The sequence below is a fragment of the Mesorhizobium sp. M0306 genome (assembly GCF_040321655.1).
Lineage (GTDB): Bacteria > Pseudomonadota > Alphaproteobacteria > Rhizobiales > Rhizobiaceae > Mesorhizobium.
The window spans coordinates 26,611-45,833 of sequence record NZ_JAMYRY010000001.1 but is presented as its reverse complement, the minus strand read 5'-3'; the positions used below and the strand labels follow the sequence as shown (position 1 = coordinate 45,833).

General features: G+C 62.6%; 24 protein-coding genes and 1 pseudogene. 11 read left to right on the top strand and 14 right to left on the bottom strand.

Annotation, left to right across the window (positions count from 1 at the left end; genetic code table 11):
- Positions 1-68: 68 nt before the first annotated feature.
- The 6 genes and pseudogenes from NKI95_RS00260 to NKI95_RS00235 all read left to right on the top strand — a co-directional run bounded on the left by NKI95_RS00260 (position 69) and on the right by NKI95_RS00235 (position 3,792).
- Entirely contained in the window at positions 69-731 is a 663-nt protein-coding gene (locus tag NKI95_RS00260) for a hypothetical protein (RefSeq protein WP_352713067.1), read from the top strand.
- 38 nt (positions 732-769) lie between these two features.
- Positions 770-1,222, top strand: coding sequence for a nuclear transport factor 2 family protein (locus NKI95_RS00255; protein ID WP_352713064.1), 453 nt, complete (start codon positions 770-772; stop codon positions 1,220-1,222).
- A gap of 165 nt (positions 1,223-1,387) precedes the next feature.
- Positions 1,388-1,543 (top strand): annotated as a pseudogene (locus NKI95_RS00250) (LysR family transcriptional regulator); the annotation flags it as partial.
- A 268-nt stretch (positions 1,544-1,811) separates the two neighbouring features.
- On the top strand, positions 1,812-2,783 hold the full coding sequence (locus NKI95_RS00245) for an MBL fold metallo-hydrolase (protein WP_352713061.1): 972 nt from the start codon (positions 1,812-1,814) through the stop codon (positions 2,781-2,783).
- Between the two features lie 149 nt (positions 2,784-2,932).
- Entirely contained in the window at positions 2,933-3,328 is a 396-nt protein-coding gene (locus tag NKI95_RS00240; RefSeq protein WP_023678380.1) for an acyl-CoA thioesterase, read from the top strand.
- A gap of 143 nt (positions 3,329-3,471) precedes the next feature.
- Positions 3,472-3,792, top strand: coding sequence for a hypothetical protein (locus tag NKI95_RS00235; protein WP_023719143.1), 321 nt, complete (start codon positions 3,472-3,474; stop codon positions 3,790-3,792).
- A gap of 50 nt (positions 3,793-3,842) precedes the next feature.
- Here NKI95_RS00235 and NKI95_RS00230 read toward each other — a convergent pair whose 3' ends face one another.
- Positions 3,843-4,211 (bottom strand): winged helix-turn-helix transcriptional regulator, encoded by a 369-nt coding sequence (locus tag NKI95_RS00230; protein ID WP_023678378.1) that lies wholly within the window; start codon positions 4,209-4,211, stop codon positions 3,843-3,845.
- 91 nt (positions 4,212-4,302) lie between these two features.
- On the opposite strand from NKI95_RS00230, the gene NKI95_RS00225 reads away from it, so the two are divergent.
- Entirely contained in the window at positions 4,303-4,908 is a 606-nt protein-coding gene (locus NKI95_RS00225; protein WP_023678377.1) for an NADPH-dependent FMN reductase, read from the top strand.
- Positions 4,909-4,982: 74 nt separating this feature from the next.
- On the opposite strand, the gene NKI95_RS00220 is transcribed toward NKI95_RS00225, so the two are convergent.
- Complete coding sequence (locus tag NKI95_RS00220; protein ID WP_352713058.1) at positions 4,983-5,375, bottom strand: winged helix-turn-helix transcriptional regulator; 393 nt, start codon at positions 5,373-5,375, stop codon at positions 4,983-4,985.
- 99 nt (positions 5,376-5,474) lie between these two features.
- Here NKI95_RS00220 and NKI95_RS00215 point away from each other — a divergent pair, with 99 nt between their 5' ends.
- Positions 5,475-6,455 (top strand): quinone oxidoreductase family protein, encoded by a 981-nt coding sequence (locus NKI95_RS00215; RefSeq protein ID WP_352713056.1) that lies wholly within the window; start codon positions 5,475-5,477, stop codon positions 6,453-6,455.
- A gap of 49 nt (positions 6,456-6,504) precedes the next feature.
- Here the strand turns inward: NKI95_RS00215 and NKI95_RS00210 are convergent, their stop codons facing one another.
- The 5 genes from NKI95_RS00210 to NKI95_RS00190 all read right to left on the bottom strand — a co-directional run bounded on the left by NKI95_RS00210 (position 6,505) and on the right by NKI95_RS00190 (position 9,641).
- Positions 6,505-7,233: an HAD family acid phosphatase gene (locus NKI95_RS00210; protein ID WP_352714555.1), complete on the bottom strand. Its 729-nt coding sequence runs from the start codon at positions 7,231-7,233 to the stop codon at positions 6,505-6,507.
- 230 nt (positions 7,234-7,463) lie between these two features.
- Positions 7,464-7,898, bottom strand: a complete 435-nt coding sequence (locus tag NKI95_RS00205; protein WP_352456956.1) for an FKBP-type peptidyl-prolyl cis-trans isomerase — start codon at positions 7,896-7,898, stop codon at positions 7,464-7,466.
- A 235-nt stretch (positions 7,899-8,133) separates the two neighbouring features.
- Positions 8,134-8,862 (bottom strand): SDR family oxidoreductase, encoded by a 729-nt coding sequence (locus tag NKI95_RS00200; protein ID WP_352713053.1) that lies wholly within the window; start codon positions 8,860-8,862, stop codon positions 8,134-8,136.
- 36 nt (positions 8,863-8,898) lie between these two features.
- On the bottom strand, positions 8,899-9,384 hold the full coding sequence (locus tag NKI95_RS00195; protein WP_352713050.1) for a VOC family protein: 486 nt from the start codon (positions 9,382-9,384) through the stop codon (positions 8,899-8,901).
- 71 nt (positions 9,385-9,455) lie between these two features.
- Positions 9,456-9,641: a DUF1127 domain-containing protein gene (locus NKI95_RS00190; protein WP_352713047.1), complete on the bottom strand. Its 186-nt coding sequence runs from the start codon at positions 9,639-9,641 to the stop codon at positions 9,456-9,458.
- A 206-nt stretch (positions 9,642-9,847) separates the two neighbouring features.
- Between NKI95_RS00190 and gcvA the strand changes: the two genes are divergently transcribed.
- Positions 9,848-10,741 carry a transcriptional regulator GcvA gene (gcvA, locus tag NKI95_RS00185; protein WP_352713045.1) on the top strand — a complete coding sequence of 298 codons (894 nt, stop codon included), beginning with the start codon at positions 9,848-9,850 and terminating at the stop codon, positions 10,739-10,741.
- Positions 10,742-10,790: 49 nt separating this feature from the next.
- Here gcvA and NKI95_RS00180 read toward each other — a convergent pair whose 3' ends face one another.
- From NKI95_RS00180 to NKI95_RS00170, 3 genes are all read right to left on the bottom strand, one after another.
- Positions 10,791-11,570: a class I SAM-dependent methyltransferase gene (locus NKI95_RS00180; protein WP_352714553.1), complete on the bottom strand. Its 780-nt coding sequence runs from the start codon at positions 11,568-11,570 to the stop codon at positions 10,791-10,793.
- A gap of 121 nt (positions 11,571-11,691) precedes the next feature.
- Positions 11,692-12,165 (bottom strand): VOC family protein, encoded by a 474-nt coding sequence (locus tag NKI95_RS00175; protein ID WP_352468481.1) that lies wholly within the window; start codon positions 12,163-12,165, stop codon positions 11,692-11,694.
- Positions 12,166-12,464: 299 nt separating this feature from the next.
- Positions 12,465-14,462 (bottom strand): ABC transporter ATP-binding protein/permease, encoded by a 1,998-nt coding sequence (locus NKI95_RS00170; RefSeq protein WP_352713042.1) that lies wholly within the window; start codon positions 14,460-14,462, stop codon positions 12,465-12,467.
- A 243-nt stretch (positions 14,463-14,705) separates the two neighbouring features.
- Here NKI95_RS00170 and NKI95_RS00165 point away from each other — a divergent pair, with 243 nt between their 5' ends.
- Positions 14,706-14,996 (top strand): hypothetical protein, encoded by a 291-nt coding sequence (locus tag NKI95_RS00165; RefSeq protein WP_352684358.1) that lies wholly within the window; start codon positions 14,706-14,708, stop codon positions 14,994-14,996.
- Between the two features lie 47 nt (positions 14,997-15,043).
- Here the strand turns inward: NKI95_RS00165 and NKI95_RS00160 are convergent, their stop codons facing one another.
- Entirely contained in the window at positions 15,044-15,337 is a 294-nt protein-coding gene (locus NKI95_RS00160; protein WP_352714551.1) for a hypothetical protein, read from the bottom strand.
- Between the two features lie 216 nt (positions 15,338-15,553).
- Here NKI95_RS00160 and arr point away from each other — a divergent pair, with 216 nt between their 5' ends.
- Positions 15,554-15,961: an NAD(+)--rifampin ADP-ribosyltransferase gene (gene arr / locus NKI95_RS00155; protein WP_502909093.1), complete on the top strand. Its 408-nt coding sequence runs from the start codon at positions 15,554-15,556 to the stop codon at positions 15,959-15,961.
- Between the two features lie 131 nt (positions 15,962-16,092).
- Here the strand turns inward: arr and NKI95_RS00150 are convergent, their stop codons facing one another.
- From NKI95_RS00150 to NKI95_RS00140, 3 genes are all read right to left on the bottom strand, one after another.
- The gene (locus NKI95_RS00150) at positions 16,093-16,830 is read right to left on the bottom strand and encodes a class I SAM-dependent DNA methyltransferase (RefSeq protein ID WP_352468471.1); all 738 of its coding nucleotides are present in this window, start codon (positions 16,828-16,830) and stop codon (positions 16,093-16,095) included.
- A 76-nt stretch (positions 16,831-16,906) separates the two neighbouring features.
- Positions 16,907-18,217 (bottom strand): hemolysin family protein, encoded by a 1,311-nt coding sequence (locus NKI95_RS00145; RefSeq protein WP_352713040.1) that lies wholly within the window; start codon positions 18,215-18,217, stop codon positions 16,907-16,909.
- A gap of 87 nt (positions 18,218-18,304) precedes the next feature.
- A complete protein-coding gene (locus NKI95_RS00140; protein ID WP_352713037.1) occupies positions 18,305-19,219 on the bottom strand; it encodes a LysR family transcriptional regulator in 915 nt (304 codons plus the stop codon).
- Between the last annotated feature and the right edge of the window lie 4 nt (positions 19,220-19,223).

Genomic DNA, 19,223 nt, shown 5'->3' with positions numbered 1-19,223 from the left:
TTACGCCGAAGCGGGCAACCGTGGCGCGGGTCTAAACTTCATAGCAAAGGCCACAGGAGGTTTTCCCGATGCAAACGAATAATAACAGCATGGGCGGGCCCGGCGGTGTCTGGCTCGCAACCGGAACGCTGCTGCTGGCGGCTGCGCTCGTCTTTCACGGGCCACCGGACGCGGATTTGTCTGTTCAGATGCAGAATATCGCCGAGGGCCATGGGCGATGGGCTACGGTCCATTGGACGGCGGCAGCGGCGCTGTTCCTAATCGCCGGCGCTTCGTTCCTGAACCTGGCGCTCAACCCCCGGGTCCGGCATTCGCCGATGCTGAGTTCCGCCTGGATGGTGATGGCTCTCGGCGCCCTGACCACGTTTTCCACCGCAGTCGCCGAGGCATCGGTGGTCGCGGTCGCGGCCGACCGGGGTGACACCAACGCCTTCATGACCTGGTGGGCGTTTTCCGGCGGCATGGGTAACGGATTCTGGGCGCTGGCCTTGGCGACAGCGCTTGTCGCGTATCACGACGCCCGCGATAACGTCGGGATACTGCCCCGATGGGCCGCGATCGTCGGCTCGGCGTTCGGTATCCTTTCGGCAACCGGGTGGACACTCGGTGAGCAGCTCGGGATCGGCATCGGGGGTCCGATCTGGCTGATTTCCTCGCTTCTCATGTGCCTGTGGCTCGCGTGGTACGGGCTGTCCTCAAGCAGCGTCCGGTCGGGGCAAGCCACGGCGTAAAGCGCTGATCCAGCATCATCTTGAGACAGGAGGAAAAAATGTCCCTTCAAACGAAGGAAATCGAGGCGACGATCCACGACATCCACGAATTCTTCACCGACTGGGTGGCGGGCCGATGCCCTGGCGACGACGCGACGTTCAAGAAGAACGCGCTCGACCGGATCAGCGACGATCTGGTCGCCATCATGCCAGGCGGCAGGGCGTTCGGGAAAAAAGACTTCGCAGGTTACATGAAGAGCATCCACGGATCGAATCCGGCCTTCCGTATCAAAATACGCGACATCCGGATCAGCCATCAAAGCGCCGACCTGGCGGTCGTGAACTACCACGAATGGCAACGCGACGCGAAGGACTCCGATGAACCGAACAATGGCCGGGTCACGACGATGGTGGTCCGCGATCGCGGCTACAGCCGCGGGCCCGAGATCCTGCAGGTTCATGAAACCTGGCTCCCAGCCGATGTCGTTCAGTCCGCGGATTTCGCGTTCTGAAAAGCGTCGGTCCGAAACGGGCAGAGAAAGGAATTGCGCTGGCGGGACCATCGGCTCTGCCGCCGTCATGGAGCCAGAACCTTGCTTCTTTTCAGCCCGAATTGATCCACATTCAACGTCCGGCTAGTCCAGCAATCCGGCCATTCCATGCGTTCGCGTGGAGCGTCCGGCCGTCATCTGCCAGGCCGTACCGAGGAGTTGGTGGTGGCGCGCCGCCGCGACCGGCCGCACGGGCCGATCTCGAACCGTCTGTGGGATCATATCGAGCAAGAGGCGCCGACGTTGCGCCGAGCGCTCGAGCCTCGGAAGCCTGTCCAGTAGGCGAAGCCAGGGCTCGGCGAGGTCGTTCAGCGGACGGCCAAACCAGCAGCCTTAGCCGTTTGATTGCTGCATAATCCGCAGCAGTGAACTGCATCCCATCGCTATTCCCGCTGTTTATGAGGCGCATTATTGATGTCGCAAGGAGTTCGCCATGAACCGTGCCGACCGGTCTTCCACTTCCATGGAGCGGTCCGAGCGGTCGGCATCCGCCCTGGCAGCGATCCCGTAGTCTGCGCCTAGCTTCATCAGCAATTCGAAGGACAAGACCATGAATATCGACCGTCGAACGTTCGGGCTCGGTACTTTTAGTGCCGGAGCCCTGCTACTTTCCCCGATCAGCTTCTTTGGGAGCAACGCTGCGGCTATCGCCGCCCCGTCTCCGGCTTCGCTTGCGACCGCCCACAGGTTCATGCTCGGCGACCTCGAGATCACGGCACTGAGCGACGGCTATCTCAACCTCGGCCTCGAACTCTTCCCTTCCGCAGATCCGGCTGCCGCTGAAGCGCTGCTGGCAAAGGCATTCCTGCCAAAACCACTCCCGACCTCGGTCAATGCTTACCTTGTCACCAAAGGCGACAGACGGGTGCTGATCGATACCGGCACGGCATCGGCGATGGGGCCCATACTGGGACATATACCTGAGGCGCTCGCCGCCGCCGGCGTCAGGCCGGAAGAAATCGACACGGTAATCATCACCCACCTCCATCCCGACCATGCCAACGGCCTTGTCGGTATTGGCGGCACGGCCGCCTTCCCGGCAGCGGAGGTCGTGGTTGCCGCGCCGGAATTCACTTTCTGGCACGATGACGGGATCCGGTCCAAGGCGCCCGACCAGATGAAACCGTACTTCGAAATAGCGCGCAAATCGCTGGTGCCTTACCATGGCAAGGTCCGGAAGATCGAAGGCGAAGTCGAGATCGCGCCCGAGATCAGGGCGTTGCCTGCGCCTGGACACACGCCGGGGCATCTCGCGCTTCGAATTGGCTCTGGTGACGCCAACCTGCTGCTCTTGACTGACGTAATCCACGCCTCCGCGCTGCAATTTGCACATCCGGAATGGGCAATCGCCTTCGACGTGGACCAGGAGGCCGCAATCGCCACACGCAAGAAGGTGCTCGACATGGTGTCAGCGGATGGCCTGCTCGTCGCGGGTATGCACCTGCCCTTCCCAGGCATCGGTCATGTCATCCGCGAAGGCAACGCCTACGCCTACGTCCCGACGCCGTGGCCCGCTTTGTGAAGCGCGCCTAGGTAAGCTCTCGGGGCGCGCCAGCTTTCTCACCTCGGCCATGGAATGCAATCCTACTGGTTGCCACCATTCAGCGGCGTTGACCTATCCGTGCCATGACGATACGGGATCGGGCGATCGGCTTCGAGAGGATTGGCCAAATGGTGCATTACGCGGACGGGCGGCCGATCGGCGATCTGACGCTCAGGACGCTGGCCATGCCTTCGGACGCCAATGCGGCGGGTGATATCTTCGGCGGCTGGGTGATGGCGCAGATGGATCTCGCCTGCGGCATCCGCGCCGCCGAGCGCGCCAAGGGCCGCGTGGTGACGGCGGCGGTGAAGGAAATGTCCTTCGCCAAGCCGATGAAGATCGGCGACACGCTGTGCATCTATACGCATGTCGAACGCGTCGGCCGCACCTCGATGACGCTCAAGGTCGAGGCCTGGGCGCAGCGCTATCTCTCCGACCTGATGGAGAAGGTCACCCATGCCGACTTCGTCATGGTGGCGCTTGACGGCGAAGGCAAGCCGAAGGCGGTTCCGGCCGAAGGCTGACCCGGCCTGATTCCAGCAAACGGATTTAAACAGCCGTCTCTCCCGCGCGGGGGATGCGGGCAGCGATCCCGCGTGGTTTTTGACCAACGGGTTCCCGCATGCGCGCCTGCAGCGCCATCGACGGGATCTTGGGAGGAAAGACAATGCGTCAACACATGCTGAACGCTGCCCTGGCCGGTGCCTTTGCAGCCTTGCTCTGCCTGTCGTCCGCAAGCGCTTTTGCCGAGGTCAAAAAAGGCGATCCAGGCGCTACCTGCACGTCTGAAAACCGCACCATCAACGGGCAGGCGGCCAAGTGCGAGATCTGCTCGGCGACGAAATGCGACACCAGCGGCACGACGGTGAGCAATTGCCGCAAGGAGACGACCACGACCTGCACGATTGGCGGCAAGGTGGTCAGTCCCAACCCGAAATGGAACCGGATCGAGAAGCTGCCGAAGAGCAAGATGCAGTTACAGCAGTAGGGCTCATCCGGAGGATCCCCGACAGGTTCAAACCCTTGCAGCGCAAGGGATCAACTGTGCATGGCGTCGAATTTTTCGCGCGCGGCCTTGACGCGCTCGGTGTTCTTGCGTGCCCATTCGCCGAGCGCATCGACCGGCACAAGCAGCTCGTAGCCAAGATCGGTCAATTCGTAGTCGACCCGCGGCGGGATGGTCGGGAACACCGTGCGGGTAACGAAGCCGTCGCGCTCGAGCCCGCGCAAAGTGGTGGTCAGCATCTTTTGCGAAATGCCGCCGACCGCGCTGCGCAGCTCGTTGAAACGCAGCGGCCCGTTGCCGAGCTTGCCGACGACGAGCACCGTCCATTTGTCGCCGACGCGCTGCAGGATTTCCGAGATGGCGCGGCAGTCCTCGGTGCGGTGCGGGTGCCTTGGTAACAAAAAAGTGCCTCCTTGCACATTGAGCGGCCAGTTACTCATATAGCTCAGGTATCTAAACGATACCAGTATTCCCGTAAGGAGAGCCCCCTCTATGTCAAAACCCAAAATCGCCATCATCATTGGTTCGACCCGCGCGGCCCGCTTTGCCGACGTCCCGACCCAATGGATTGCCAAGATCGCCAAGTCGCACGCCGACATCGACGTCGAAGTCGTCGACCTGCGCGATTTCCCGCTGCCGTTCTTCGATGAGGTCGCATCCTCCGCCTGGGTGCCGTCGCAGAACGAAGTGGCGCAGCGCTGGCAAAAGAAGGTCGCCGGATTCGACGGCTTCATCTTCACCGCCGCCGAATACAATCATGGCCCGACGGCCGTGCTGAAGAATGCCATCGACTACGCCGCCAACGAGTGGAACAAGAAGCCGGCCGGCTTCGTCGGCTATGGCAGCGTCGGTGGCGCGCGCGCGGTCGAGCAGCTGAGGCTGCATGCGGTCGAGTTGCAGATGGCGCCGGTGAAGTCCGCCGTACACATCGCCTGGGCCGATTTCCTTGCCGTCAAGCAAGGCGACAAGAAGCTCGATGAGTTCGAGCACCTCAACCAGGCGGCAACCGCGCTGGTCAACGACATTGCATGGTGGGCCAGGGTGCTGAAGACGGCGCGTCAGGCCGATGCCGTCGCCGAGGAAGTCAAGGCGGCCTGAGCACAGGTTCGAACAGTCCTCCCAAGGGTTAATTCTCCCAAGCATTGGGGCGGCGCATGCGCCGCCCTTTTTGTTCACACGGCATGGGCGTCCTGCGCTTGCCGTGGCCTGATGATGCAATCGGCAAGGCGGTCCATCTCATTCAGCTCGTCGGCGTGATGCTGGCCCCATTGGCAAAGTGCCAGCAGGATAGGCTCGAGGCTGAGCCCGAGCCGCGTCGCCGAATATTCGACGCGCGAGGGGATCTCGGCAAAGATCTCGCGGCGCACGAGGCCGTGCTCTTCCATTTCGCGAAGCTGCTGGATCAGCACTTTCTGGGTAATGCCGGGCATCAGCGCCTGCAGCGCCGACAGCCGCCGGGGTCCGTCGAAGAGATGGTACAGGATGACCGCCTTCCAGCGGCCTGAAATCACTTTCAGCGCGCGCTCTGCCGGCAGCATCGGCAGTCTCTTGATCAGCTTGGCCATGGTCACCTCCCGGTCAGCAGCCGACAAATCGGTGTGTAGTCGAAGCCAGGCAGAATAGTGGCAAACAGCGGCCGATGCCAATTATGAACGGTGCATGCGATGAGAGCCATTCAACTGAACCGTTTCGGCGGGCCCGACGTTCTCGACATAGTCGCGGTGCCGAAGCCCGAGCCGCAAGCCGGCGAGGTCCTGGTCCGCGTTCATGCGGCCGGGGTGAATTTCTTCGAAGTGCTGATGCGCGCGGATCGCTATGCGGTGACGCCGCAACTGCCGATGATCCCTGGCGTCGAGGCCGCCGGGATCGTCGAGGCGCTCGGGCAGGGGGTGGACGCTTCCTTGCTCGGCACGCGCGTCGCCGCGCCGTTGTTCGCCTCGAGCCGCCCGTTTGGCGGCTATGCCGATTATGTGACGATCGACGCAAGCCTGGCCGTGCCCTTGCCGGATTCGCTCTCGTTCGGAGACGCGACGGCATTGATGGTGCAAGGACTGACGGCGCTGCATCTATCGCGGCGAAGCCCGCCCGGCGGCAAATCGGTGCTGGTCGGCGCTGCCGCGGGCGGCGTCGGTTCGCTGCTTGTCCAGCTTGCCAAGCGCGCCGGCGCGGGCCGTGTCGTCGCGGCGGCCGGCAGCAAGACCAAGCTCGATCATGCTTTGTCGCTGGGGGCCGACGCTGCCGTCGACTACAGCAACACGGATTGGCCGGAGCGCGTCCGGGCAGCGACAGGCGGCGCTGGCGTCGACATCATCTACGACGTTGTCGGCGGCCCGCTGACGGCGGTTGCGCTGGAGGCTCTGGCGCCTTGCGGAGAGTTGGTCTTTGCCGCACTTGGCAGATATGCGCTCGGCGCCCCGCAGATGGAGGCGATGATCGTCCGCAACCAGTCGTTGAGAGGTTTTGCACTGCTGCCGCTGCTCTCTGCAGACTTGCTCCGTGATGGCCTGTCGGAGCTCTTCAATCTGGCGGCAAGTGGTGAGCTTAAAGTGATCAACGGCGGTCGCTTCCCGCTCGACCAGGCCAGTCAGGCGCATCGCCTGCTGGACGAGCGCGGCACTACCGGCAAAGTTGTCTTGATACCTTAGTAGGTGCTCGGCAAGGAGCCGAGGATCCGGGCTTGTGCCGTTCCGGCCGTCAGCGAACCCGGTAAAACGGATTTGGCAGCAGGAACAGCTTCTCGGCATGCCCGCCGAACAGGTCGGATGGCTGGTCACCGACATTGGCAATTATTGTGTAGCCGGCCTTTTCGATTTCGGCCCTTATGGGTGCCTTGAAATCTGCGGCGGAGCCATATTTGGCCCCTGGCTGGACCATGTAAAGTTGCTCATAGCCGGCATAGCCGGCCGACTGCAGGTTCTGTTCGGTTGCCTGACGCTGGTCCTCCGGACGTCCGGTGATGAAGAACACCGCGACTTTCGCCGTTCGCGCCTGCCGGAAAACCTCCAGCACGGCGTCGATGGCCGGATCCTTCGCAAGCTGGTCCCAGGCGGCCCAGCCACAGGGACCGTCGATTGCGATGTCGCAGGCGCCGCCGATCGGGCGGCCGAAATTGTCACGTGTGATCACTTCCCAGTTGGCCAAAGCCGTCTCGTCGATATCGAGCACCAGTGCGGGGCGAGGGACCTCCATTGCGCGCTTGACGACCCAGTCGCCGGCCTGCTTCGCCACTGCGGCAAGGTCGCGATCATAGTCGCCGGAATCATGATAGTTGGCAGCCGCCAGCATCGCATCGCCGACATTGGCTGGCTGGGACGGGCTTGTGAGAAGGAGCGAGTCGGAACGCGCCGGCCCAGGAACGTTTGTGCCGATCATCAGCACGATTGCCCCGGCACGCGCAATTCTATTCCAGCCAATCGCCCGCATCACGAGACTTTGCTGTCACGAGAAGTCGGCTGTCAAGCGAGGTCTTCCACGGGTCCTCGAAACTGCGATGCTGACTTGGACATTCCAGATGCCGAATGTCTCTATGGGTTGCTGCAAGCTACACGATTTCCGCCGTCGCGGTCTTTCCCTCCGACAGGTGACGCACCGCCGAAACCGCCCGGCGGAAGTGCGTCACCCGAAGTCATAGCCACCACGGCCTTTGCCGTACGCTACGCCGCCTGAACGATCTCGACCAGCTCGACGTCGAACACCAGATCCCGTCCCGCCAACGGATGATTGCCGTCGAGCTTGACGCTGGTGTCGTCCACGCCGACGACTGTTACCGGCATCGGGCGCCCTTCTGAGGTTCTGACCTGCAATCGAGTGCCGATATCGACGTTGATGTTGTCTGGCACGCGGGCGCGGTCGACGGTCATGACCGCTTCGGGGCGGTGGGGGCCATAGGCGGCCTCGGCGGGAACAGTCACGGTGCTTTTCGCGCCCACCTCCATGCCCTCGACATGGGTTTCAAGACCAGGGATCACTTGTCCTTCACCCAACGTGAATTGCAGCGGTTCGTTGCCGGAAGAATCGAATTGGGTGCCGTCTGCCAGGCGTCCATTGTAATTGATGCGCACGGTGTCGCCATTCTTGGCCTGTGTCATGATAGCCATCCTTTGAAAGTTTCGAGGGGCCGGCCAAAGCTCACGGTCCCGTCCTCGATCATCCACGCACTTAGGTGCGCGGCGCGAAACGCTAAAACTAGGGACCTGGCTGCCGATGTAAACCCCGATTGAGCTACGCCGGCATGACACCGCCGGCGCTCGCCGCCTTCGGCAGGAGTGCGCCGATCTAGCGGTCATGCCGGCTCAACCCATTCAGGCGGCGTGCAAATGGCGGCTAGATCAGGTGATGGCCGCCATCGATGCGAAGCGTTTCGCCGGTCGTGAGGTCACTTTCCATGAGGTAGAGGTAGGCGGCGGCGACGTCCGCAGCGGTCGGAATTTTTCTCGACGGCAACCGGGCAGCCATGTCGGCAAAGAAGCCGGATTTGGCTTCTCCAACGATATCCCACATCGGTGTGTCGACCCATCCGGGCGACACGACATTGACGCGCGTCGGAGCCAGTTCGAGCGCCAGGGCGCGGGCGAAGTAGCTGAATGAACCGGCAATCGCGGCGACGACTGAGCCTCCCGGCACCGGCGGCCGATCCTTGTTTATTCCCGAGGTGAAGGTCATGGAGCCACCGGCCTTCAGAGTGCGCACAGCATGCTTGGAGAGCATCACGGCGCCAATCAGCTTGTTATCGACGAAGCCTTGCACAGCCTCCATGTCGGTTCCGCCGATGGGATCGCCGGGCGGCAGTGTTCCGGCGGTCGATACGAGGTGATCGAAGGGACCGACCTCTTCGAAAAGGCGGGCGACGTCTGCTTCGTCGGTCATGTCGGCGACCACGCTTGTCACGCGATTACCTGCATTGAGCGTCCGTTCGGCAGCCTGCAGTTTCTCGGGCGACCGGCCGACGATCACGACCTTCGCTCCGCCGTTGAGAGCAGCTTCCGCGACGCCGAGACCGATGCCGGAGCTGCCGCCGACGACGATGACTTTCCTGTCCACGAGCGATGTCATGGGGGTTCTCCATTCGTTGCGATTGCGGTGGGCGAGTCAGGCCTTGCCGGCGTAGGCGGCTTCGAGCTCGGCGATGATGATCTTGCGCATCCCATACATCGCCTGCCGGACGCGGTCGGCCTTTTCGCGATCCGGATCGGCACTGAGCCGCGGCAGGATTTCCGGGATGACCTGCCAGTAGACGCCGTATCTGTCGGTGAGCCAGCCGCAGGGTTGTTCCCTGCCGCCACCGGCGGTGAGCGCCTCATAGTAGTAGTCGGTCTCGGCCTGGTCCTTGGTCTCGATGTAGAGCGAGAGCCGCTCGTTGAAGGGCGGCTGCGGCCCGGCATTGAGCGCAGTAAGGTGCAGTCCTTCGAGCTCGAAATCGAAGGTGGCATGCGGGACCGTCTTGTTGGTTCCGGACACCCAGTCGGTGTATTCGATGGTCTGGAGCGCTTTGCTGTTCTTGAAGACCGAGAGATAGAAATCGCGGGCTTGCTCCGCATCGGTGTTGAACCAGAGGAATGGGTGGATGGTGGCCATGTCCGTTCTCCGTTAATTCCTTGCGACAGCATCTTTGGCGAAGAGCCTGTCCGCTGTTGCTTTCGTTCAGGCTAGCGGTGGTCCGACGGCCGATAGACCGAGCCGTCCCAGTCGCGGGCAAAACCGAGGTCTTCGAGCCGGCGGGTCGAGAGGCGTGCAATCTGTCGCTCGGTCCGGCGCCGGCGGCTCGAGGCGAGGATGCGGCCGGCCATGCCGGTCAGGACGTCGACGATGGGTTCAACTCGTTTGGCGGTCATGGTGCTCTCCCAGAGTGGCGGCAGTTTTGGTTTCAGCAGTTGCCCCGCGACCTTCGGTCAGCGAGAGTATCAGTCACACAAAACTCACCTTTTGCAGCGGCGGTGAATGACTGATTACGCGAGCAAACATGCCGCCTCCCGGCCTGGACGACAAACGACTTATCGGCGACTATGTGTGAGCGTTGCTCACACATAGGTATCGATCCATGCCCCGGAAGCTGCCTCCTCTCACCACCTTGCCGAGCTTCGAGACCGCGGCGCGCCTGTTGAGTTTCTCCAAGGCGGCAGAGGAGCTTCATGTCACCCACGGCGCCATCAGCCGGGCGATCAAGAATCTTGAGGATCAGCTCGGTGTGCAGCTGTTCGAGCGCGGCACGCGCTCGGTGAGCCTGACAGCCGTTGGCGAGCCCTATGCGCGGGCGGTGCGCGAGGTGCTCGCCCAGTTGGCCACCGCCACTGCTGCCGCAACAGCTCGCTATTCGAGCTCGACATTGAACGTCAGTACCTCCGATGGCTTCGCGGGGAGATGGCTGGTGCCGCGCCTCTACCGCTTTCACCGAGCGCATGGCGACGTCGATGTGCGGGTTTCGACGAGCGGGAAGCTGACCAACTTCCTCGGCGGCGGCATCGACGTCGCCGTCCGTTATGGCAGCGGAAACTATCCGGGGCTCACTTCAGAGTTCCTCACCGGCGAGGAGGTGTTTCCGGTGTGCAGCCCAAAGCTTCTTGAGGGCGCATACCCGCTCCGTACGCCTCAGGACCTCAGACATCACACGCTGATCCGTGACAGCTTTCCAATCGACTGGGCGACCTGGCTGGCAAGCGCCGGGGTCGAGGGCGTGGACCCGCAGAGCGGGATTACCTTCGACTCTGCCACCTTTGCCATGGAGTCGGCCGCACAAGGCGAGGGGGTGGTGCTCGGCCGGACCATGCTCGTTGCGGCCGACCTCGCCGCCGGGCGACTTGTCCGCCCCTTCAGCCACGCCCTGAAATCCCCCTCCAGCTTCTATCTCGTCTACCCGCCAGAGGCGATCCGTCAGCGCAAAGTCAAGGCTTTCCGGGATTGGCTGCTTTCAGAAGTCGCGCCGCAACTGGACTGACGGGAAGGCCGAGAGAACAGGATCGTCTACAGATCAAATCGAGCGGTTACTATCGGCTCGCCCGAACTGCGGTGATGATCCAGGCACGCGAGTCAAAAAGCACACCGTCCGCGGTCAAGTGCGCGTCGAGCAGATCGCGCAACCGCCGCAGCGCCGCGTCGACATCCACATCCGCGCGGGCGAGCGGATCCTTCACCAGTTGCAGGCCAAGCAAAGCGTCATAGGCCGCATCGACGTCCTGGCCGTAGAAGACCGGCTGATGGACTTCGGCAAAGTCGACCGAAACAAAACCGGATGCACGCAAGATCTCCGCGGTGATGGCGGGGTCGCCAAGCGAAAACGGGGTGGCGGCGCCCGCCGAAATGGTTGTCCCCGGCGCAATTGCCCGCTGAATGGCAGTCGCCCACTCGTTGCGGTCCCGGCACTGCCATACCATCCATACAACACGTGCCCCTGGTCGCATCGCCCGGCCGATATTGGCGAACGCCGCCGCCGGATCGGCAAAGAACATCACGCCAAACCGACTGATGCACAGATCGAAGCCGGCAGGCGGCAACACCAGCAATTGCGCATCGCCGCGCTCAAAGGCGACGTTTCGCAATCCCTCTTCCGCACTACGCCTCCGGGCGATCTCGAGCATCTCCGCCGATACGTCCACGCCAAGCACGCTGCCTTCCACCGCGACGCGGGCAGCATCGCGAGAGGATTGTCCCGAACCGCATCCGATATCGAGCACGCGATCGCGCGTTCCCGCCTTGACCGCAGCCCTGAAGAGCTCGTTGTGCCGTCGCAGTTCGGCGTCGTAAAACTCAGCGCAGTTCAACACCATCGCACGCCTGCCTGGACATGATGGGCACGGCGGCATTCCCAGCCGCTCCGCTCTGATCTTATCGATGACCTCCTCATCAGGGGTGATGCACCGACTTCCGCTTCGGGTCACCCCAGCACTATCAGCCGCGCCGCGCCGCCTCGATGGCTGCAACGTCGATTTTCTTCATCTCCATCATCGCTTCGAATGCGCGCTTTGCTTCATCGCCGCCGGCGGCCATCGCTTCGGTCAGCACGCGCGGCGTGATTTGCCAGGAGATGCCCCATTTGTCCTTGCACCAACCGCACGCACTTTCCTGGCCGCCATTACCGACGATGGCGTTCCAGTAGCGGTCGGTCTCCTGCTGATCGTCGGTGGCGATCTGGAAGGAGAAGGCTTCGTTGTGTTTGAACGCGGGCCCGCCATTGAGGCCGAGACAGGGGATGCCGGCGACCGTGAACTCGACCGTCAGCACGTCGCCCGCCTTGCCGGACGGGTAGTCGCTGGGAGCGCGGTGGACGGATTTCACCGAGCTGTCGGGGAAAGTCTCGGCATAGAAGCGGGCCGCAGCCTCGGCGTCCTTGTCGTACCAAAGGCAGATCGTGTTCTTGGCGATTGTCATTGCTGGTCCCTTTGCTTTCGAAATCAATCTGGGCTTTGAAATCAAATCCGGGTCTTTTACGCCAATCCGGCCATTTTCCTGCCCTCGGGGCGTTTCGCAGCCGGCCTCGGCGTCGCACCACGAACAGGAATGCGCTCGTGCCATCCGACGTTCCGACGGCGGCAGGTGCACGGAATCAAGGTATCACGGCTGGTGCTTTCAGGACCAGATGCGGGCAGTGACTCGAACAGGCGAGGTCCGCCGGGTCCTGACCGGCGGACTTCACTTTTTTGTTTGGGGCAGCGCCGCTTTGCTCAAGGTCGCGCTGGCTTTCCGTTGGCGCGCCGTTGCCTCAGAAGGCGCATGAGCAAGTTCCGTCTGTCCTTGCGCGGGACGAGTTCGATGTCGCTGACAAGTTTTGCGCCGCCCTTGTGCCGCTCCAATGTGATCTTGCGGCTATGGAAGGCTTCCAGCTCGGCGCGATGCGCTACGCTTATGATGGTGACCTTCGGCAATTCGCGAATGATCATCTCCATCATCTTGTCCTGGCTCTTCTCATCGAGTGCCGACGTTGCCTCATCCAGCACGATGATATCGGGGCGGTGCAGCAGAAGACGCGCGAAGGCGAGCCGCTGCTTTTCGCCACCCGACAAGGTCTGGTCCCATGGCGCGTCCTCCTCGATCCTATCGTTGAGGTAGTCGAGTCCCACCTTGTCGAGGGCAGCCTTGATCTTATTCAGCGTCCAGTTGTCGGCGGCGCCTGGATAGGCGACTGCGCGGCGAAGCGTCCCGGTGGGGATGTACGGCCGTTGCGGCAACATGAACAACCGCCTGTCGGCGCGGATATTGACGCTGCCGCTACCCCACGGCCACAGACCTGCGACGGCCCGCACCAGCGTACTCTTGCCCGAGCCGGATTCGCCGGCCACGAGCACCCGTTCGCCCGGTTGGATCACGACCTCGGTTTCCTTGACCACGGCGGTGCCGTCGTCGAGCGACACGGAGAGATTGTTCAGGCTGAGCATCGCATCGCCTTCGGTTTCGCCCCGCTTTATGCGTCCCAGCGTGTTGCTCTGCTCCGCCCGCTCGAGCCCGTCGAGCGACATCATCAGCGAGGCGATGCGTCGTGCACAGGCGTTCCAGTCTGCGAGACGGGGATAGTTGTCGACCAGCCATCCGAATGCGCCCTGCACGATGGCAAACGCCGAGGCAGCCTGCATGACCTGTCCAAGTGTCATGCTGCCTTCGAGGAACTTTGGAGCGCAAAGCAAGACCGGCACGACAGGCGCAAACAGGCTCGACCCCTGCGACACCAGCGCCGTGCGCATGTGCTGGCCTGCAAGGAGCGCCCATTGCCTGAGCACATGGGCGAATGTCTTGTCCATGCCGCTGCGCTCCTCCTCCTCGCCGCCGAGCAATGCGATGCTCTCGCCGTTTTCCCGCACGCGCGTCAGCGTGTAGCGGAACTCGGCTTCCGCCTGATTTTTTTCCTCGGAGAGGTGGACGAAATGGCGGCCAATGACCGCCATCGAGGTGGACGTGATCGCGGCATAGAGCACTGCGGTGATGACCAGGAAGCCGGGAATGGTGACGGTCGAACCTTCAATCGTCAGGGTCAGGGCGCCGCCGATCGTCCAGAGCACCACGATGAAGGTCGAGGCCGACAGAAATGCGACGATGACACCGGCGATGAAATCGACGGGCGATTCGGTGGCAATCCGCAAATCCTCGGCGATGCGGGCTTCGGGGTTGCTGTGGTCGCCGCCGACGAGGTTCAGCTGATAGTAGCGGCCGCTTGCGAGCCAACGTGCGATGACCGCAGTGGTGAGCCAGGAACGCCAGCGGCGCTGTATCTTCATGCGAAAGAAGACTTGGGCCACCACGAGGCTGGCGCTTCCGAGCACGAGTGGCACGAAAACGGCGCTCAGCCAATATACGGTGTGGGCATCGCGTTGCTCAATGGCGTCGAAAATTGCGCGATTCCAGACATTGATCCCATACTGGAAGCCAACATTGGTGACGATCAGGACCAACAGCCCGATCGTCAACGGCCAAGCGACCCTGTCGCCACTGCTGCCCCAATAGCCGCGCGCGCTGATCCAGAAGCGCTTCAGCAGATATCTCTTGCGCGCCTGCTCGGCCTCTTCAGGTGTCAACTCCGGATCGGGTTCGATGAAATCCGGCGGCGGCGAGGGCTCGCCGACGACCTCGGACGCGACTTCGACGGTCGATTGCTTCTCATGGCGCGACTTCTCGAGATCGCGCGATTGGGCGCCGTCAACCGATTTCGGCTTGAATTGAGCCTCGGGCATCCGGCGATAACGGCTTAAAAATCAGAAGGTTTCATAGCGTCCACTCGAGATGCCGGATGCCAACAACGCCAAGCCTTCTCAGCTGTTTCCGAGCGGTCTCGACAATTCGCTTCAGCAGTCAATAGGACTGAGGAAAAAAATCAGCGATCGCCAGCATCTGCTGCTCAGCCCGACCGCGCGGACGCTGAATTCCGGAACAAGGGCGCGATTTTGCCGTTGAGCCAGAAACTGGAAGCGACCCGCATGTCCGAATTGCCGAATGAAGAGATCGAAGGGCGGCTGAACGCGCAGCGCGAGACTTTGGCGCTGGTCGTCGCGCTGCTTGCCAGCAAGGATACGGCGCCCGAGCGAATATGGGCCGAACTGGAGGCCCGTTTTCAGTTTCAGAACAGTCAGGAGGACCCCGGCGTCCTGCCAAGCCGCGCATTCGCCATCGAGGCTGCGAAGATGCGGGAGTTCAAGCTGATCGCCGAAGAGGCGCGGGCGCGCAATGCGGAATGGAACGGCAGGGACAAGCCACAGGGCGCCAGCTGAAACCCCGGCGAGTGGTTGCAAGACTGGCTATTTTTGGCGAACAGGCGTCAGCTTTGCTGCAAAAGTGTACGTGCCAACTCTTGCCATTCCTCGTCAAGCGTTAAGGTCGACGGCGCCGCGTTGCTGCGGCGATACCAATATTCCGCATTCGACTGGTCGCCTTCCTTGCGGTGGAGATAGGCATGCACGTGCATGCCCGCCGTATCGTCGCGCTGTTGTGCGCACTCGTGCGCCTTAGCCCAATCGCCCTTTGCATCCCACCACAGCGCCTGCAGGGCAGGGCTCAAGCCGGCTGGCGGCTGTGGTTTGGCAATCGAATCCCTGAAGGTTTGCAGATCCATGTTTCCACCATAGCGACGGTACAGGGCGCCGATAATAACCGCGCCGGCAGCCAACCGATAGCGTGCATCGGGCGGGACGATCGGAACGGGTGTCAGGAGTGCTGAGCGCGGACGTTCGATAACCGCGCGGCCAGACACTTGATTCGATGACGTGCATGAAATAGTGCGCGCCACGAAACCATGATGCCTGAGACAGCGAGGATGAGTAGCGAGCCGATGACAGCCTCTGACAAGCCGCGCCAATTCTACCACGGCACCCGGGCCGACCTTAAACCCGGAGACCTGATCGAAGCCGGCTACAGCTCCAATTACGGCGCGCGAAAGCAGGCAGCCTGGGTTTATCTGACCGGCACTCTGGATGCGGCAATCTGGGGTGCAGAGCTGGCCGCCGGTGACGGACGCGAAAGGATCTATATCGTGGAGCCAACCGGCCCGATCATGGACGACCCCAATCTTACGGACAAGAAATTTCCCGGCAATCCGACGCAGTCCTATCGCTGCCGCGAGCCGCTCAGGATCACGGGCGAGGTCACCGAGTGGCAGGGCCACTCCCCCGAGCGGCTGAAGGAGATGAAGGACCATCTCGAACGGCTGAAGGCGCAAGGCATCGAGGCAATCGATTGATCGCCAAATCCTGCGATTGCCAAGCTGGCTCTGACCTACGGTCGGCGGCAGTCGCCGCGAAATACGGCTCCACGTCCGCAATGGGTCCGCGAGTTGTCGTTCCTTGCAGGCTGGAGAGCGGATGCTCCTTTTCATCTCGTCGCGAACGTGATGATCTCGGGGCTCGAAGGGCCAAGTGGGCTGCCGTCAAAGCCGCCGAATTGCTGTTCGATCCGTAGCCCCGCGTTCCCCAGCAGGCTCGATAAGGCGTCCATGTCGAGGAATCGCAAGGTGCTGCGACTAACTTGCGGAAGGCTCGGATGCTTTCCGCCGAACCTGTGGGTGAATGTCACCGTCTGTCCGTCGAACGGCATGATCACCTCTGTTGTGATCTGCACCAGAGACCCGTCAGGTAGCTCAACGACGACCGCATTTTCGGGTGTCCAGCGTTCCCACGCCCGCACCGAAGGGTTCCGCGTTTCGAACGCAAAGCATCCGCCTGGCACAAGGGCCTGTTGCGCAGCCGCCATGAAATCCCCCAGGTCTTCGTCGCTGACAAGGGCCTGGAATGCGTGCCCCGTCATCACAATGAGATCAAACTCGGCTGTCCAGCCCGCCGATTGGAGATCGCCGAGGACCCATTCGATATCCGTGCGCGTTCGTGCGCGATTCAACACGCCGGGTGCTGGGTCGATGCCGCAGAGCCGCCCTGAATGTCCGGCCAGGCGTGCCTCGTGAAGGAGGGTGCCCGTTCCACATCCGACATCAAGCACCGCGTCTGCTGTTAGAATGCGGGGCAGGTAGAAATCATAGTCGTCGCGCGCAGATCTCGGGTGCCAGGCGTCGTAGACGGCAGCGAGATATGGGTCGGCGAAAAGGTGGTCGACCATACGCGGTATTCCCAATCAACTTTGACTGTGAGAGCGGTGTCGCCGCGAGCATATAGCCCATAAGTCGCGTCGATCGTTACCGTACGACCTCGCGGTGGCCGCCGGGCAGGCGGGTGGCGATGAGCTTGTCGATGCGGCGGCCGTCGAGGTCGACGACCTCGAAGCGCCAGCCTTGCGCGTCGACACATTCGCCGGTCGCCGGCAGGTGGTGCAAATGCGACAGCACATAGCCGGCGACGGTTTCGTAATCGCGGTTCTCAGGCAGGTCGATGCCGAGGACCTCCGCCATCTCGTCGGCCTGCATGTAGCCGGCGAGCAGCCATGAGCCGTCCTCGCGCTTGACGGCGTTTTCCTCTTCGCCGGCGTCGAGATCCGAACGGAAGACGCCGGTGATCGCTTCCAGAATGTCGGCCGGGGTGACGATGCCTTCGAAATGGCCGTATTCGTCATGCACCAGCGCCATCGGCACGTCGGATTCCTTCAGCGTCGCAAGCACGTCCAGCGCGTCGGCCTGGTCATGCACGATCGGAGCGGTGCGCACGTGCCGGCGCGGGTCGAGGGCGCGACCGCCGAGCATCGCCGCCAGCACGTCGCGGGTCTGGACGACGCCGATCATGGCGTCGACGCCGCCGTCGCCGGCCGGCAGGCGCGAATGCTGGGTGTCCATCAGCAGCTTCCTGATGGCCGCCTCGTCGGATTGCAGATTGATCCAGTCGACCTCGGTGCGCGGCGTCATCACCGCGCGCACGGCACGGTCGCCGAGCCGCATGACGCCGGCGATCATGCGCCGTTCGTCGGATTCGATGGTGCCGTGGTGCTCGGCTTCGGCGACCAGCATCTTGATCTCCTCGTCGGTGACCTTATCCTCGCTCTGACCGTGCTGGCCAAGCAGCCACAGCAGGGCGCGGCCGGAAAAGTCGAGCAGGAAGACCAGCGGCGCCGAGACGCTGGCGAGGATGGTCATTGCCGGGGCGACCCTGACGGCTACCCGTTCGGGGTCGCGCAATGCGATCTGCTTGGGCACCAGTTCGCCGATGACTAGCGAGCCATAGGTGATGATGGCAACGACGATGCCGACGCCGAGCGGGTCGGCAAGGCTTTCGCGGATGCCGGCCGACGCCAGGAAGGTGGCCAGCCGCTCGCCGAGCGTGGCGCCGGAAAAGGCGCCGGACAGGACGCCGACCAAAGTGATGCCGATCTGCACCGAGGACAGGAATTTTCCCGGATTGGCGCCGAGCGCCAGGGCCCGGCCGGCGCCCTTGATGTTGCGGTCGATCATCGTCTTGAGGCGCGCCGGGCGCGACGAGACGATGGCGAGCTCGGACATCGACAGAAGGCCGTTCACGCAGATGAGGACGACCACGATGGCAATTTCAGCATAAAGCATGCCGGGTCCATAGCATTGCCGCGCGGTTTTCGAAAATAGAACGGTCGCGCTTTTTAAATTTAGCGAGCCGGGCAATCAGGCGGCACCTCATGCGGCATCCCAGGGCGGCGCGGAAAAATGCTCGATCAGGGCGTCGACGACGACGCGCACCTTTGGCGCGAGGTTGCGTGTTACCGGCCAGATGGCATGCACCACGGTGTTTTCGACAAGACAGTCCGACAGAACCATTTCGAGTTCGCCGCGCCTGATGCTGTCGGCCGTCAGCCATGTCGGCAGATAGACGATGCCGCAGCCGGCCAGTACCGCATCGAGCATCGGTTCGCCATGGCCGAGCACCAGCCGCGCCTTGGGCGCGAACTTTTCGAGGCGGCCGTCGGCATGCCTGACGGTCCAAGGATGGACCGTGCCGTCGCGGCCGTAGCCGATGAGGCTGTGCCTGGCCAGGTCCTCGATCGATTGCGGCCTGCCATGGGCGTCGAGATAAGTGGGGGCGGCGCAGATGGCCGAACGCTGGGCATAGATGCGGCGCGCGGCGAGCGACAAGCTGTCGTCCAGGTCGCCCATACGCACCGCCAGGTCGATGCCTTCCTCGATCAGGTCGACGCGCCGGTCGTTGAAAGAGATTTCCATCGTCAGATCCGGGAATTTTTTGGAAATGCCGAACAGCAGCGGGGCGACGCACCGGCGGCCGAAAGCCAAAGGCAGGTCGACGCGCAGCCGGCCGGAAGGCACCTGCTTGCGCGATGCCAACAGCGACTGGGCGGCTTCGATCTCGGCCAATGCCCTGACGCAGGCTTCGTAATAGCTCAGGCCCTCGCTGGTCGGGCTGAGGCTGCGGGTGGTGCGGTTGAGCAGGCGAACGCCCAATCGCTGTTCCAGCTGTGCGATCGACTTGCCGACCGCCGATTTCGTGACATGCAGCCGTGCGCCGGCGCCGGTGAAGCTGCCGGCCTCCACCGTATGAACGAATGCGACGATGCCTTGCAAATTGGCCGATTCCAATGAA